Source organism: Paludisphaera mucosa (assembly GCF_029589435.1).
Classification (GTDB): domain Bacteria; phylum Planctomycetota; class Planctomycetia; order Isosphaerales; family Isosphaeraceae; genus Paludisphaera; species Paludisphaera mucosa.
In genome coordinates this window covers 2,326,028-2,340,861 of sequence record NZ_JARRAG010000002.1, presented here as the reverse complement: position 1 = coordinate 2,340,861, position 14,834 = coordinate 2,326,028, and the positions used below count along the sequence as shown (strand labels likewise).

At 70.5% G+C, this 14,834-nt stretch carries 10 protein-coding genes; 6 read left to right on the top strand and 4 right to left on the bottom strand.

Annotated features, from left to right (window positions below):
* Window positions 1-28: 28 nt before the first annotated feature.
* Together PZE19_RS18595 and PZE19_RS18590 are read left to right on the top strand one after the other, a co-directional pair.
* Complete coding sequence (locus PZE19_RS18595; RefSeq protein WP_277862131.1) at window positions 29-1,342, top strand: glycosyltransferase family 4 protein; 1,314 nt, start codon at window positions 29-31, stop codon at window positions 1,340-1,342.
* A gap of 30 nt (window positions 1,343-1,372) precedes the next feature.
* Complete coding sequence (locus PZE19_RS18590) at window positions 1,373-2,560, top strand: metallophosphoesterase (RefSeq protein WP_277862130.1); 1,188 nt, start codon at window positions 1,373-1,375, stop codon at window positions 2,558-2,560.
* 18 nt (window positions 2,561-2,578) lie between these two features.
* Here PZE19_RS18590 and PZE19_RS18585 read toward each other — a convergent pair whose 3' ends face one another.
* Window positions 2,579-3,535, bottom strand: a complete 957-nt coding sequence (locus tag PZE19_RS18585; protein ID WP_277862129.1) for a prolyl oligopeptidase family serine peptidase — start codon at window positions 3,533-3,535, stop codon at window positions 2,579-2,581.
* 191 nt (window positions 3,536-3,726) lie between these two features.
* Between PZE19_RS18585 and tssH the strand changes: the two genes are divergently transcribed.
* The gene (tssH, locus tag PZE19_RS18580) at window positions 3,727-6,450 is read left to right on the top strand and encodes a type VI secretion system ATPase TssH (RefSeq protein ID WP_277862128.1); all 2,724 of its coding nucleotides are present in this window, start codon (window positions 3,727-3,729) and stop codon (window positions 6,448-6,450) included.
* Between the two features lie 25 nt (window positions 6,451-6,475).
* On the opposite strand, the gene PZE19_RS18575 is transcribed toward tssH, so the two are convergent.
* Window positions 6,476-7,852: an FHA domain-containing protein gene (locus PZE19_RS18575; RefSeq protein WP_277862127.1), complete on the bottom strand. Its 1,377-nt coding sequence runs from the start codon at window positions 7,850-7,852 to the stop codon at window positions 6,476-6,478.
* 247 nt (window positions 7,853-8,099) lie between these two features.
* Between PZE19_RS18575 and PZE19_RS18570 the strand changes: the two genes are divergently transcribed.
* Genes PZE19_RS18570 through PZE19_RS18560 form a run of 3 tightly spaced genes read left to right on the top strand, consistent with a single transcriptional unit; the run spans window position 8,100 to window position 11,764 of the window.
* Entirely contained in the window at window positions 8,100-10,277 is a 2,178-nt protein-coding gene (locus PZE19_RS18570; protein ID WP_277862126.1) for a type VI secretion system Vgr family protein, read from the top strand.
* 28 nt (window positions 10,278-10,305) lie between these two features.
* Window positions 10,306-10,884: a PAAR domain-containing protein gene (locus tag PZE19_RS18565; protein ID WP_277862125.1), complete on the top strand. Its 579-nt coding sequence runs from the start codon at window positions 10,306-10,308 to the stop codon at window positions 10,882-10,884.
* 49 nt (window positions 10,885-10,933) lie between these two features.
* Window positions 10,934-11,764 (top strand): DUF4123 domain-containing protein, encoded by an 831-nt coding sequence (locus tag PZE19_RS18560; RefSeq protein ID WP_277862124.1) that lies wholly within the window; start codon window positions 10,934-10,936, stop codon window positions 11,762-11,764.
* 4 nt (window positions 11,765-11,768) lie between these two features.
* On the opposite strand, the gene PZE19_RS18555 is transcribed toward PZE19_RS18560, so the two are convergent.
* Together PZE19_RS18555 and PZE19_RS18550 are read right to left on the bottom strand one after the other, a co-directional pair.
* Complete coding sequence (locus tag PZE19_RS18555) at window positions 11,769-13,337, bottom strand: methyltransferase regulatory domain-containing protein (protein WP_277862123.1); 1,569 nt, start codon at window positions 13,335-13,337, stop codon at window positions 11,769-11,771.
* Between the two features lie 35 nt (window positions 13,338-13,372).
* Complete coding sequence (locus PZE19_RS18550) at window positions 13,373-14,833, bottom strand: type VI secretion protein IcmF/TssM N-terminal domain-containing protein (RefSeq protein WP_277862122.1); 1,461 nt, start codon at window positions 14,831-14,833, stop codon at window positions 13,373-13,375.
* Between the last annotated feature and the right edge of the window lies 1 nt (window position 14,834).

Sequence of the window (14,834 nt, the reverse complement as noted above, 5' to 3'; positions counted from 1 at the left end):
CGCCCCCCGCCATCCGGAGCGACCTCGCATGCGTATCGGCTTCGACGGCACCTGCCTGGCCAACCGCCGGGGCTTCGGCCGCTTCGCGCGTCGGTTGCTTGCGGCCTTCGTCCCCAGGGCGATCGAGGAAGGGCACGAGGTCGTCGTCGTCATCGACGGCCCCTCCGCGGCGGCTGTCGAGCTTCCCGACGGGGTCGTCTCGCTCGTCGTGGGCGTCCGCGACGCCCCCAGCGCGGCGGCGACGGCGAAGGGCCGCCGCGGGCTGCTCGACATGCTGGCCATGGGCCGGGCCGTCGCCGGGGCGAGGCTCGACCTCATGTACTTCCCGGCCACGTACAGCTTCTACCCCGTGTGGGGCGTCCCGCGCGTCGTGGTCACGATGCACGACACGCTCACCCTGGAGCACCCCGAGCTGGTCTTCCCCACCTTCGCGGGCCGGGCCGCGTGGACGGTGAAGGAGTTCGTCGCCGTCCGGTCGGCCCACCGCATCGTCACGGTCTCCGAGACCTCGAAACGCTACCTGATGAGGCGGCTGCGGCTCGCCGAGGACCGGCTGCGGGTCGTCGGCGAGGCGGCCGACCCGGTGTTCCGGCCGATCGAGGACGAGGCGAGAGCGGCCGAGGCGTTGGAGCGATACGGCGTCCCGGCGGACTCCCGGTTCCTGCTCTACGTCGGCGGCCTGAGCCCTCACAAGAACCTGCCGAGGCTCGTCGAGGCGTTCGCCGAGGCGGCCCCGGCCGACGTGCGGCTCGTCCTAACCGGCGACTTCCACGACGTCTTCCACACCCACGTCCCGGAGATCCGCCGCACGATCGCCGAGCGGGGCCTGGAAAGCCGAGTGATCCTGCCGGGGTTCGTGCCCGACGAGGACCTCGCGGTTTTCTACAGCCGCACGTACGCCCTGGTCTTCCCGTCGTTGCTGGAGGGCTTCGGCCTGCCCGCGGTCGAGGCCATGGCCTGCGGGGCGCCCGTGATCGCCAGTCGCGCGGGCTCGCTCCCCGAGGTCGTCGGCGAGGCGGGGATCTTCTTCGACCCGCTCGACGTCGCCGACATCGCCCGCGCCCTCGACGCGATCCTCCGCGACCCCGCCCGCCGCGACGCGCTCGCCGCCCTGGCGCTCCGACGCGCAGCGACCTTCGATTGGGATCGATCGGCGCAGTCCTTGCTTGCATGCTTTCGCGAACTCGATCCTGCAGGATCGAGTCGTCGTCGCCCGCCGAACGCCCCGCATCGTCGGCGGACGACGAGGGAATTGGGGTTGAATGAAATCTCTCGGGATGCGCTCCTGGACGGTCGGCCAGGGCCGGTTGGAGAAGCGACGCAGCGCCCGAATTTGAACTAAGCTTGAAATGAACCTCGTGGAGATCTCGACTTGTTCAGCACCCTGTTATTTTACGCGACGTTCGCGATCGGCGAGGCGGCCAGCATCGTCTTCGCGATCAACGTCGTCCACGGCTTCCCCTGGAAGGTCCGCTGGACGGAGCATGCGACGTTGGCCGCGCTGGCGGTCTGCGGCCTGATCTCCTTCGAATCGACGCGCCGGCACTGGATGGTTCCGGTCTCCGAATGGCCGCCGCCCCTGGTGGTCTTCGCCGTCTTCTGCTCGGCGGTGGCGGTCGTGGGGCTGCCGGTGGCGACGCTCGCCCGGCTGCGTCGCGGTCGGCTGGCGGAATCGATGCCCCGGGAGCGGCGGGCCGCCATCGTCGACGCCCCGCGGGCGGGCTTCATCGGCGACGGCTCGCACGCCTGGATGCTCCGGCTCCCGGGCAACACCTCGCTCGACCTGGAGACCCACGACTGGTCGGTGCCCTTCCGGCGGCTGCCTTCCGAGATGGACGGGCTGTCGATCCTCCACCTGACCGACCTGCACTTCTCGCGGGCCTACGATCGCCGCTACTTCGAGGCCGTCTGCGACGTCGCGGCCGACATGACTTCGGACGTCGTCGTGGTCACGGGGGACCTGATCGACGACCCCGAGTGCATCGACTGGATCGCACCGTTCCTCGAACGGCTGCCCGGCCGCCTGGGACGGTTCGCGATCCTGGGCAACCACGACCAGCATCACGACATCGACCGGATCGCCGAGGCCGCGACCGACGCCGGCTTCACGGTCCTCGACGGCCACGTCGCGACGATCGACGTGAACGGCCGTCGCCTGGCGGTCGGCGGGACGTGCGCCCCCTGGGGGCCGGCGATCGCCGACGACGCGATCCCCGAGTCCGATTTCTCGATCCTCCTGAGCCACACGCCCGACCAGGTGTACAAGGCGGCACGCCAGGGCTGGGACTTCATCCTCTGCGGCCACAACCACGGCGGCCAGGTCCGGCTCCCCGTGATCGGGCCAGTCCTCATGCCCAGCCGCTACAGCCGCCGGTTCGACCTGGGCTTCTTCGAGGTCCCGCCCTCTCTGATGTACGTCAGCCAGGGGATCGGGTCCAAGCACCCGATCCGCTACGGCTGCACGCCCGAGATCAGCCGGTTCACGCTCGTCCCCGCCGCCGCCGTCGCCACGCCGCACGGCCATCACGCCGCCCCCGAGCGCTCGCCGATCCGGGCGTGAATCGGGCCCGCCTCATGCTCATCGAGCCGGGGCCGGCGTCGCCGCGGGCTTCAGGTGGGCGTCGAACCAGTCGGCGAACAGCAAGAGGTCCTTGTCCAGGCCCGGCCAGCCGTGCTGGGCGCCCGGCCGGACGATGAGCTTGCCCTCGACGCCGGCCTCCTTCAGCTTCGCGGCGAAGGTCTCGGACTGCTGGATGGGCACGAGCGCGTCGGCGTCGCCGTGGATGATGAGGGTCGCCGGATCGTCGGGGGTGACGAAGTCGATCGGCGAGATCGACCGGGCCTTCTCGCGCAGCTTCGCCTCGTCGGCGATCGGCACCCAGAGCATGGTGGCCTTGTCCAGCTCGTGGTAATCGAACGCGGCGCGGAACGGCGGCTGATGATCGGTCGGCTTGACCATGGCCTTCTCCGGCCCTCCGAAGTGGAGGAAATCGGTCGGCGGGAAGAAGCAGGCGACGGCCTGCACGCGGCTGGACTCGCGGTCGACGGGGTCCTTGGCCTCGGGATCGCCGGGCTTGCCCGCGACGCCCAGCATGAGCGAGAGATGCCCGCCGGCCGACGCGCCGTAGACGCCCAGCCGATCGGGGTCGACGTGGTAGTCGGCCGCGTGGTGGCGGATGAAACGGACGGCCCGGTTCACGTCGCCGACGATCTCGTCGACCTGGAAGCGGGGCTGGCTTCCGTGGACGACGGCGAAGACCGTGTAGCCCCGGTCGACGAACGGCTTGAAGAAGACCGGCTGGATCATGTCGTGCGACGAATGGAAGCCGCCGCTCGCCATGAAGAGCACGCCGACGCCCTTCGCCCCCGTCCTCGGGGTGATCACGTCCATCGTCAGCGCGACGCCGTATTTGCGGCCGTAGACGACGTCCCCCTTGCGGTCGTAGCTCGGCTCGTCGCCGCGTGCCCGCACCGAGGGGAGGAGGGCGGCGGCGAGGGTGGCGAGGAGGATCGAGGCCCGGGTCGTCGGCTTCATGGGGGTGGTCCTGGAAGGCCTGGGGAGGGCGTCCGTCTCCCTTCGTCGGGAGCGGTCGGGCGGGGCGACACAAATCGGGATCGGGCCGTAGCTTTGCTGTTTGCACCGATGAGCGGGCCGCTATACGATCCAGTCGCCCTTCCCCATCGGTCGCGCGAGAAGACCGGTAAACGACCCGAGGAGGCGTCGAGATGGCCGTGGAATCCGCAGCGCTCATCAAGGTGCTGAACAAGACCTGCTTGAACACCCTGCAAGGCGCGGCCGGCCTGGCGCTCACCCGCACGAACCCCAGCATCGAGATCGAGCACTGGCTGGTCAAGCTGGTCGAGCAGCCGAACACCGATTGTTCGCGGATCTTCCGCCAGTTCGAGATCGACCCGGCCGTCGTCCTCCGCGAGGTGACCAAGACGCTCGACGGCTTCCGCCGGGGCGTCCAGCGCAACCCGGAGATCTCGCTCTCGATCGTCCGGCTGATCCAGTCGTCGTGGGTCGTGGCCTCGCTGCAGTATCACGCGGCCGAGGTCCGATCGGGCGTCCTGATGCTGGCCCTCCTGGACCATGAAGAACTCGGCCGCCTGGCGCGCAACGCCTCGCGCGAGCTGTCGAAGATCAAGACCGACCAGCTCCAGCCGAGTCTGATGAAGATCGTCGCCGGCTCGGTCGAGGACGAGGGGACGCAGGCCGCGACGCCCGGGGCCGAGAACGACCCATCGGCGTCGGCGTCGGCCGGGACCGCGGCGGTCAGCAAGACGCCGGCGCTCGACCAGTACACGATCAACCTGACCGACCGCGCCAAGCGCGGCGAGATCGACCCGGTCGTCGGCCGCGAGGCCGAGGTCCGCCAGATGGTCGACATCCTGATCCGCCGCCGCCAGAACAACCCGATCCTCACCGGCGAGGCCGGCGTCGGCAAGACGGCGGTCGTCGAGGGCCTCGCCCGCCGGATCGCCCAGGGCGACGTCCCCCCCGCGCTCCAGAACGTGGTGCTCCGCACGCTCGACCTCGGCCTGCTCCAGGCGGGCGCCAGCGTGAAGGGGGAGTTCGAGAACCGCCTCAAGCAGGTGATCGCCGAGGTCAAGGCCTCGCCGGTCCCCGTCATCGTCTTCATCGACGAGGCCCACACGCTCATCGGCGCCGGCGGCTCGGCCGGCCAGGGCGACGCCGCCAACCTCCTCAAGCCGGCCCTCGCCCGCGGCGAGCTGCGGACGATCGCCGCCACGACCTGGGCCGAATACAAGAAGTACTTCGAGAAGGACGCCGCGCTCGCCCGGCGGTTCCAGGTCGTCAAGGTCGAGGAGCCCAGGGAAGACGTCGCCGTCCGCATGATGCGAGGCCTGACCGGCATCCTCGAGAAGCACCACGGCGTCCGCATCCTGGACGAGGCGGTCGAGGCCGCGGTCAAGCTCTCGCACCGCTACATCCCCGCCCGCCAGCTCCCCGACAAGGCCGTCAGCCTGCTCGACACCGCCTGCGCCCGCGTGGCCATCGGCCAGAACGCCATCCCACCCGCCGTCGAGGACTGCCGCCGCGAGATCGAGCACCTGGAGTTGGAGATCCAGATCCTCGACCGCGAACGCGCCACCGGCTCGCGCAACGACGCGGACATCGAAGCCTGCCAGAACGACCTCGAAGCCGCGAAGGCCCGCCTCGCCGAGCTGGAAGAGCGCTGGGAGGACGAGAAGGCCCGCGTCGCCGAGATCCGCGATCTGGCGGGGAAGGTCGAGGGGCTGTACCGCGAGGAGCAATCGAGGCACGCCGCCGGGAACGGGGACGGCGGGAAGTTCAAAACGTCCGACGACCTGGCCGCCTTGCAGGGCGACCTGAACTCCCGGTCCGAGGCCCTGGCGGCGATCCAGGGCGAGGAGCCGTTGATGCAGGTCTTCGTCGATGCGCAGACGATCGGCGAGGTCGTCGCCGGCTGGACCGGCATCCCCGTCGGCCGGATGCTTGCGAACGAGATCCAGACCGTGCTGAACCTCCGCGAGCGGCTCGAGCAGCGCGTGATCGGCCAGACGCACGCGCTCGAGGCCATCAGCCAGCGGATCCGCACGGCGCGGGCCAACCTCACCGACCCACGCCGGCCGATCGGCGTGTTCCTGCTGGTCGGCTCCAGCGGCGTCGGCAAGACCGAGACCGCGCTCGCGCTGGCCGAGGCGCTCTACGGCGGCGAACGGAACCTGATCACGATCAACATGTCGGAGTATCAGGAGTCGCACACGGTCTCGGGCCTGAAGGGCTCGCCGCCGGGCTACGTCGGCTACGGCGAGGGGGGCGTCCTGACCGAGGCCGTCCGCCGCCGGCCTTACAGCGTCGTGCTGCTCGACGAGGTCGAGAAGGCCCATCCCGACGTGCTGGAGCTGTTCTTCCAGGTCTTCGACAAGGGGACGCTGGAGGACGGCGAGGGCCGGGAGATCGACTTCAAGAATACGATCATCCTGCTGACCTCGAACGTCGGCACCGAGACGATCCTGGAACTCTGCCGCGACGCCGAGGCCCTGCCGACGCCCGAGGAGCTGGGCGAGGCCGTCTGGCCCGACCTGCTGGCCGCGACCAGCGAGCGCGGGGTGCAGGTGTTCAAGCAGGCCTTCCTGGGCCGGCTGATCGTCGTGCCTTACTACCCGATCTCCGACGAGGTCATGCGGCGGATCATCCGGCTGCAGCTCGGCCGCGTGGCGCAGCGGATGCGCGAGAACCACGACGCCGCGTTCACCTACGACGAGGCCGTCGTCGAGTGCATCGGCGGCCGTTGCAAGGAGGTGCAGACGGGCGGCCGCAACGTCGACCACATCCTGACGCGTTCGCTGCTCCCCGAGATCTCGCAGGAGGTCCTCGCCCGCATGGCGCAGGCCCGGGTGGTCTCGCGGGTCCACATCTCGGTCGGCGACGACGGCGGCTTCGCCTACGCGATCGACTGAGGCGGGCCGGGCTTGGGCGATCGGGTCAGGGCCGCTCCTCGACGACGCGGATCATGTAGCCGCCGATCGCCACGATGTCGCCCGCGTCCGGCCGGATCGCGACCCCGCGCTCGATCTCCTGCATGCCGACCACCTGGATGAACGTGCCGTTGGTGCTCTTGAGGTCCTCCAGGAAGCACGCCTCGCCCGTGAAGTAGACGCGGGCGTGCTCGCCGCTGACCCAGTCGTCGCCCGTGAGCGCCAGGTCGCACCGCGCGCCGCCGCGGCCGATGCGCGTGCCCGGGTCCTCCGTCTTGGTGAGGGGGTGGCTCACGTACGCCTCGCCGTCGGGGCCGATCAGGTCGAGGAAGCCGAGAGGGACGAGCACGCGGGACTGGAAGACCTCGCCGTCGGCGGATTGCAGAGGTTCGACGTCGGACGGGGCGGCGTCGCCCTTGCGGAAAGCAATGACGTGCCGGCCGATCCGGAACCGCGCGCCGGGCGCCAGCTCGGCGGGCCGGTTGGGCTTCATCTTGAGGTAGACGCCGTTGAGGCTCGGCAGCGGCTCGACGAACAGCCGGCCCTCGTCGATCATCAGCCGCACGTGGCTCTCGGCGAGGTCCTCGGGGTTGGGGTTCCAGTCCTGGAACGTCGCGCGGCCGAGGTCCAGGAATGAGCCGCGCACCGCCCCGAGATCCGACCACCGCCGCAGGTTCGTGTTGTAGAACTGGAGCGTGAGGAGCGGGTTCTTCATCGCCGGGAAGACTCGGTCGATGGCCATCGTCCGGTTCGACAGGTCCTCGACCACCGGCCGAGACGGCGCGGGCGAGGGAGAGGGCCGCGGCGGGGCCGGCGCCGGCATCCGGGGCGCGGCGGCGGGCGGGCGCGGCGGGGGGGCCGGGAAGGCCCCGAGGTCCGGCGGGTGCGCGTCTTCCCGCGGGGCGACTCGCGTCGGGACCGCCGAATTCATCTCGGGTTCCGCGGGCGGAGACGAAGGAACGGCTGGCGGCGGCGGGATCTCGGGTTCCGCCCACGGGTTGCCGACCGCCGGCGCGGGGCCGCCCATGGTCCAACCCGGATGCAGGGCCTCGCCGGCCGGCGGCGGCGCGGGAGCGGGCTCGTCGACGGCCCCCCAGGGTTGCAGCGGTCGCGGCGGGTCGACGGGAGGCCCGGGGACGACCTTCCGCCGGCCGATGCCGGGCACCGGCGGGATCGTCTCGTAACTCTCCTGCGGCGGTTCGGGCGGCCTCGGCAGGGCGGGAGCGCGCGGCGGCGGGGCGCTCGCGGCGGGGGGCGGGCCGGCGGGCGTCGGCGGCGGGCCTCCGGGCCGCGGCTCGCGATCGAGGTCCAGATCGCGGGTCGTCCTGCGCCGCGCGCCGGGGGGAGGCCCGAGCGTGCGGTGTTCGTCGTCAGGCGTCGCCATGATCAGCCCCCGAGACACGCTTCTTGCGCCGGCCGCGACGGCGGACCGTCCGCCGTCACACCCTCCTCGATCATAGTAATGTCTTACGGAATCGACGAGAATGCTCGTCCCGGCCTTCGCATTCGGGCGACGGCCCTCGAGCCGTCCTGGTCGCCGAGATCGTTTCGGTCGGTTCGTAGTCGTGGATCCCCGGGGCCTGGCGCGGGACCTCGCACGGGCGCGGCGCTTTCCGGAGGGCCTTCGGATCATGCCCGGCTATTCTCAAGCCCAGCGAGCCTTCTCGATCACGACGCCCCTCGGGCCGGATCGCCTGTTCCTCGTCGGCCTCCGCGGCTCCGAGGCGATCTCGCAGCTCTTCCACTTCGAGCTCGACCTGATCGCCGAGAACGCCGAGAATGTCGCGTTCGACCAGCTCCTGGGCAAGAACGTCGCGATCCGCATGAAGGCCCCCGGCGGCAAGACGCGGCACATCCACGGGATCTGCAGCCGGTTCTCGCAGGGCGGGCGGGACGCGACGTTCACCAGCTACGGCATGGAGGTCGTCCCGGAGGCCTGGTTCCTCACCCGCCGCACTCAGAGCCGGATCTTCCAGCACCTGACGATCCCCGAGATCCTCAAGAAGGTGCTCGCGGGCCTCTCGGTGAAATTCGAGATCCAGGGGGTCTTCGACCCCCGCGATTACTGCGTGCAGTATCGGGAGACCGACTTCGCCTTCGCCTCGCGCCTGATGGAAGAGGAGGGGATCTACTACTACTTCACGCACGACGAAGCCGGCCACAAGATGGTCGTCGCCAACGCTCCCGCCTCGCACGTGCAGGTCCCCTTCGGCTCGACCGTCGAATACATGGCCGTGGAGGGGACGGGGGTCGAGGAGGACCGGCTCACCTCGCTGGAAAAGGCCCAGGAGCTGCGGTCGATGAAGGTGGTCCTCTGGGACCACTGCTTCGAGTTGCCTCACAAACACCTGGAGGCCGAGAAGCTGATCCAGGAGACGGTGCAGGTGGGGAAGGTCGGCCACAAGCTCAGGCTCGGCGAGCCGGACCGGCTCGAGCTTTACGACTGGCCCGGAGGCTACGCGCAGCGTCACGACGGCGTCGAGAAGGGCGGGGGCGAGCAGCCCAGCGACGTCCAGAAGATCTACCAGGACAACAAGCGCACGACGGAGATCCGCATGCAGGCGGAGGCCGCCGCCGCCGTCGAGCTCTCGGGAGCCGGCCATTTCCGCCAGTTCACCGCCGGCCACGGCTTCACTCTCAAGGAGCACTTCAACGCCGACGGCCCCTACATCCTGACCTCCGTCGTCCACGAGGCCCGGACCACCAGCGACTACCGATCGGGCGAGTTCGGCGAGACGGTCTACCAGAACACGTTCACCTGCATCCCCGCCGGCCTCCCGTTCCGGCCCCGTCGCACGACCCCCAGGCCGATCGTTCCAGGTACCCAGACCGCCGTCGTCGTCGGGCCGAAAGGGGAGGAGGTGTTCGTCGACAAGTACGGCCGCGTCAAGGTCCAGTTCCACTGGGATCGCGAGGGCAAGAGCGACGCCAACAGCTCCTGCTGGATCCGGGTCGCCCAGTCGACGGCCGGCAAGCAATGGGGGGGCCATTTCTGGCCCCGGGTCGGCCAGGAAGTCGTCGTCGACTACCTCGAAGGCGACGTCGACCAGCCGATCATCGTCGGCTCGGTCTACAACCCCGATCAGATGCCGTCTTACAGGCTCGCGGACTCGAACGACAAGGGCCGCAAGGGCAAGCTCATAAGCGGCCTGAAATCGAATTCGAGCCTGGGGGGGAGCGGCCACAACGAGTTCCGGTTCTATGACGAGAAAGAGAAGGAGCAGATCTTCATCCACGCCCAACGCGACATGGAGACCCGGGTCCGGAAAGACCGCATCGAGCTCGTCCAGGGCAGCCACCACAGCATCATCGGCGGCGAGAACCCTCCGTACGGCGGCGGCGGCGATCTCACCGAGGAGATCGGCCGCGACCACGACGCCCACGTCAAGGGCCGCCGGGTCGAGCACGTCGACCGCGACGCCGAGCTCTACGTCGGCGGGAAGCAGGACATCCTGGTCCGCGACGCCCGGACCGAGAACGTCGGCGGCGACCAGCAGCTGATCGTCGGCGGCGACCGGCAGGAGAAGATCGGCAAGTCCCACATCACGCAGGCGGCCCAGGAGATCCACCTCAAGGCCGGGATGAAGGTCGTGATCGAAGCCGGTATTGAGCTGACCATCAAGGCCGGCGGCGGCTTCGTGAAAATCGACGCTTCGGGCGTGACGATCCAGGGGATGATGGTGAAGATCAACTGCGGCGGCGCGGCCGATTCCGCCAAATCGGCCAACCCCAAGGAGCTCAAGAAGCCCGCCCCGAAGAAGCCGAAGGAAGCCGACGACTCCCAGACCGGCCACAAGTCCTCGCAGTGATCGCCACCGACGGCGAAAGGAGCCGCCCATGCCCCAGGGACCCGCCGCACGCATGACCGACCCGGTCGCGCACCCGTTGCCGCCGGTGCTCACGCCGGGCCCGGGGAGCCCCAACGTGCTGATCGGCAACCTGCCAGCCTGGCGGGGGATGCCGCTGGCCGCCGTGCCGGGGATCCTGGCCGCGAAGGCCTCCAGCGACGCGACGGTCGTCAGCGCCATCGCGGCCTCCACCGCCGCCATGGGGACCCCCGGCGCGCCCGCCGCCAAGGCCGCCGAGGTCGCGGCCGAGCAGGCGGCGACGGCCGCCATGACGTCGGCGATGACGTCCGCGGGCATGGGCGCCGACCAGCACATGTGCTCCACCCCGCTCGCCCCCACCTCGCCCGTCCCCCACTCCACGGGTATGGTCGTCACGGGGAGCATGACCGTGCAGATCAACAACCTGCCCGCGTGTCGAGCCGGCGACACGATCATCGAAGCTCTGGGACCGCCCAACTCGATCGCGATGGGCATGCCGACGGTCATCATCGGCGACGCCATGTACATGAGCGCGGCCGGGGCGATCTCTGCGGCGTCCGACGCCGGCGACCCCTTCGTCGAGGTCTGACGTGGAAGCCGGCCGGAACGCGGTCCCGAGCGTCGAGGAACCCCGCCGCATGCCGCTCATCCTCGTCCTCTCGGTCGAATCGGGCCCGGACGCCGGGCGCTCGTTCACGATCGCCCCCGACGTCGAGGCCGTCGTCGGCCGCGCCGCGCCCGCCACCGTCGTCGTGGGCGGCGACCCGACGATGTCGCGCCGCCATTTCGCCCTCGCCTTCGACGGCCGCGAGGCGCGAATCCGCGACCTGGACAGCGCGCACGGGACCCTCGTCGACGGCTCCGAGACCGTCGCGGGAACCGTCGGCGACGGCGCCCGGGTCCAGGCGGGGGGCACGACGCTCCGGATTCGGCTCAGGACCGCCGACACTCGCCGCGACGAGATCCTCACCCTGATGAGGGCCGGGGGCGAGCCCCTGTTCGCGGTCCTGGACGCGGCGCGCGGCGGCGAAGTCTACCGGCTGATCCTGGAGGCGCCCGAGGAGAAGCGTTCCCTGTTCGAGGAGCCTCGCGCCTCTGACCTCGCCGCTTTCGCCCCGTACCTGATCGAGATCCCCGAGGGTTCGCCTTTCCTGGAACGATTCGTCGGCGAGGGATGGGGCCGCTCGTGGGGCGTCTTGCTGACGTCTGATCGGCCGTTCGACGAGGTCAGGGAGTCGCTGAAACGACTGTCGACGGTCGTGCACGATGACGGACGCCGGTTGCTCTTCCGCTTCTTCGACCCGCGCGTGTTGAGGACGCACCTGCCGGCGAGCGACCCCGCCGATGCGGGCGCGTTCTTCCGCGGCGTTTTGTCCTATTTGTGCGAGCGAGATGACGGCGGTCTCGATCGCTACACGCCGTCCGCCGTCGGCGGCTGGAAGGTCGCCCGGCTCGACGGCGACGCTTGATTCGTCAGGAGGTCAACAGCCCCATCGCCGCCAGCCGTCGCAGGCTGGCCTCGATCAGCTCCGGGATCGCCTCGTCGGTCTTCTCGCCGGCCAGGGGGACGCCTTCGAAGCTGACCGCGAAATCGCCGGACTCGATGGCCGCCTTCAGGGCTTCGCCCAGGCTGCTCCGATCGCGCTCGCCGTCAAGCAGAGGGAGCAGCAGTCGGTCGAGGTCGTGGGGCTCGACGGTACGTCCGGGGATGTTCGTGATCCGCTTCCCCTGCGCGGCCTGGAGACGCGCGAGCGGGCTGGCGGTCGGCGACTCGCCGGCGGGGACCGCGATCCGCGGCGGGCTGACGTTCAGGGCGACCAGGTCGACGGAGAAGCCGCGGAAGAGGGCGTCGCAGAGATAGGCCCGCGCCTTCGCGTCGTCGAACGCCTCCGCGAGCCGCGGCGCCAGCCTGGCCTGGACCCGGTCGACCAGCTCGTCGAAGGGGATCATGCGCGGCCGGGCCAGGGCCAACTCGACGAGCGCGGTCTTGAGCAGCGGATGATTCGTCGTGAGGGACGGCCCGCCGCCCGGCACGTGGAAGGCGACGGGCTCGTTGGAGAAGACGTCGACCTCCCCCGCATCGGGCGTGACCATCGTGCCGACTCCCATCGCGGCGACGACCTCGGGAGAGGTCTTCGCCGCGACCTCGTCGGCCGCCCGGCGGAGGTACGTCCGGCGGAAGGTCCGGTTGGTCACGAAGTCGGCGTACTGCTCGCGGGCGATCGCGTCGCCGCCCCATTCGGCGATCCGCTCGCGGGCCTTCGGCGGCAGGTGGCCGAGCAGGCCGTCGGTCTTGGCCTCGGCCACGAACGCCAGGCCCCTGGCCCCGGCGGCGGCCATGAACTGATGGAAATAGAACGGGTTGTTGGTCTCTTCCAGGTGCTCGTGGAAGAGGTAGGCGTCGTCGACGTCCTCCAGGAAATCGCCCTCGGCCTTCAAGATCGCGGCGTAGGCCGTGTTCGGGTCGGGGAGGACGTCGACGAGGTCCTTCAGGAAGCTCCGCGCCGAACGCGCCGAGTCCCGCATGGCCCCGCCGTCGCGGACGTGGAACGCCATCAGGTCGCGGGCCAGCCCCCGCGCGTGCCAGCCCGGGAACGTGTTGTAGCTGACGTAGGCCAGGCCGCGGGGGGCCAGGTTCTCGGCGAAGATCGACAGGATCTTGTCGCGGACCGGGGCGGGGACCCAGGAATACACGCCGTGGCAGACGATGAAGTCGAAGAGGCCCAGCCCGGCGTCGACGTCGGTGATGCTCATGGCGTGGAGCTCGACGTTGCGGAGCCCCAGCGACTCGATCGTCGCGCGGCCCTCGGCGACCTGACGCGTCGAGAGGTCGATGCCGACGAACCGGGCGTCGGGGAGCTTCAGGGCCATGGGGATGAGATTCCCCCCCATGGCGCAGCCCAGCTCCAGTACGCGACACCGCTCGGGAGGCGTCGGCGTCAGGCCGTGCAGGCTCGCGACCGTCGCCATGTGGTCGGGGTGGGTGTAATAGAAGCAGTTGTCGGTATACGGGAGCTCGTCGTACGTGCTGGAATCGGCCATTGAGGGCCTCCCGGGCGAAACGGCTTCGGTCCTGGTCAGGGCGTCGCCGGCGGCCTGGACCGCCGGAGTTTCGGAGACAGCAGCACGCCGATCCAGGTCGCGGCCAAGACCCCGAGGCCGGCCCAGGCGAGCCATCCCAGGCCGCTCGACGCGCCTGGGGAGACGGCCTGGAGCCGGGGGGCGATCGCCAGCAGCCACACGAGGGTCGCCAGCGCGACGCTCGCCGCGGCCAGCGTCAGGGCGGCTCGCCGGTATGAGCGGTCGACCCGCCCGGCCTCGCGGGCCCAGGTCGCGAGCTTCGCGTCGGCCGCCATCTTGCTCTTCGGACCCTTCAGCAGTCCCGCGACGAACGCCTGGTCCGCGGGCTCGGCCCCGCAGAGGGCGACGTAGCAACCGCGCACCAGGACGGGCTCGGCTCGCGCGTGGGTCGAGAACGCCGCCTCGACGAACGTGCCGAGCGCCGGCAGGTCACGACGCATGGCGGCGTTCAGCTCGACGAGCTTCGCGTTGCCTTCCCTCGCCGGGTAGTCCCCCGCCATCAGGCTCAGCGACCAGCTCTGGAGCCAGCGGACGAACCAGCGGAAGCCCTTCTCGGCCACGGCGTGGTCGAAGGGCCGCGACGCCGGGGTCGAGAAGCCGCAGCGGTTGTTGCGCAGCGCCGCGGGCATCCTGGCGGCGAACTCGCCGAACCCCGAGCGGCCGTCCCGCAGGCAGAATACGGCGATCACGGGGCAGCGGACCTTCAGCCCGGCCTGGATCACCTGCAGGTCGTTACGCAGGGGGCCGACGGTCTTCAGGGCCTCGGGCGAAGTCGCCTCATCCAGGGGGATTAGCACGGCGACGCCGCGGATCGGCGGCTTCTCCGGGTTGAGCCCGGCGATCCAGCCGCAGAGGCGTTCGAGACGCGACGTCCCCGAGCCGTCCGATCCGCCCCAGGACGCGGCCCCGGAGCAGCTCAGGAAGAGGCCGTCGGCCGAGGCGTAGGCGTGGACCGGCGCCTCGGCCGCGGCGGGGGCGGCGGCGAACAGGTTCATCCCCGAGGCCCGCACCATGTCGGCGGCCAGAGTCTCTTCGCGCGCCAGCAGCAGGAAGACTTCCTGGCCGCCGGCGTCGTATCGCGCCTGGCTCAGGCGGGCGTCGATCTCGTCGAGGGCCGATTCCAGGTCGCCGGCCGCCGCGCCCTCCTGCGCAGGCGCCTTCCGGCCGCGGCCGGCGAGGAGAGTCGAGACCAGGTGGGGGGCCAGGCCCAGCACGATCAGCCCCAGCACCAGGGCCCACGGCCGCAGCCAGCGGGCGAACTCGGCCGGGAGCCGAGGATCCAGGTCGAGGCCGTCGAAATCGTAGGTCGCGACCAGTCCGACCCAGCCGATCGCCAGCAACGCCAGGATCCAGCGGAACGGATGTTTGGCCCAGAGGAAGGCCAGGCCCGCGGCGACCGCGGCGAGGATCCCCAGGGCCACCATCAGCACGTGCGTCTCGAGGAGCGACTTGAGCAAC

Bases quoted from the DNA above. Each gene is read 5' to 3' on its own strand.
- PZE19_RS18595 (WP_277862131.1), top strand. From the start codon at position 29: ATGCGTATCGGCTTCGACGGCACCTGCCTGGCCAACCGCCGGGGCTTC.
- PZE19_RS18585 (WP_277862129.1), bottom strand. From the start codon at position 3,535: ATGAAGCCGACGACCCGGGCCTCGATCCTCCTCGCCACCCTCGCCGCC.
- tssH (WP_277862128.1), top strand. From the start codon at position 3,727: ATGGCCGTGGAATCCGCAGCGCTCATCAAGGTGCTGAACAAGACCTGC.
- PZE19_RS18575 (WP_277862127.1), bottom strand. From the start codon at position 7,852: ATGGCGACGCCTGACGACGAACACCGCACGCTCGGGCCTCCCCCCGGC.
- PZE19_RS18570 (WP_277862126.1), top strand. From the start codon at position 8,100: ATGCCCGGCTATTCTCAAGCCCAGCGAGCCTTCTCGATCACGACGCCC.
- PZE19_RS18565 (WP_277862125.1), top strand. From the start codon at position 10,306: ATGCCCCAGGGACCCGCCGCACGCATGACCGACCCGGTCGCGCACCCG.
- PZE19_RS18560 (WP_277862124.1), top strand. From the start codon at position 10,934: ATGCCGCTCATCCTCGTCCTCTCGGTCGAATCGGGCCCGGACGCCGGG.
- PZE19_RS18555 (WP_277862123.1), bottom strand. From the start codon at position 13,337: ATGGCCGATTCCAGCACGTACGACGAGCTCCCGTATACCGACAACTGC.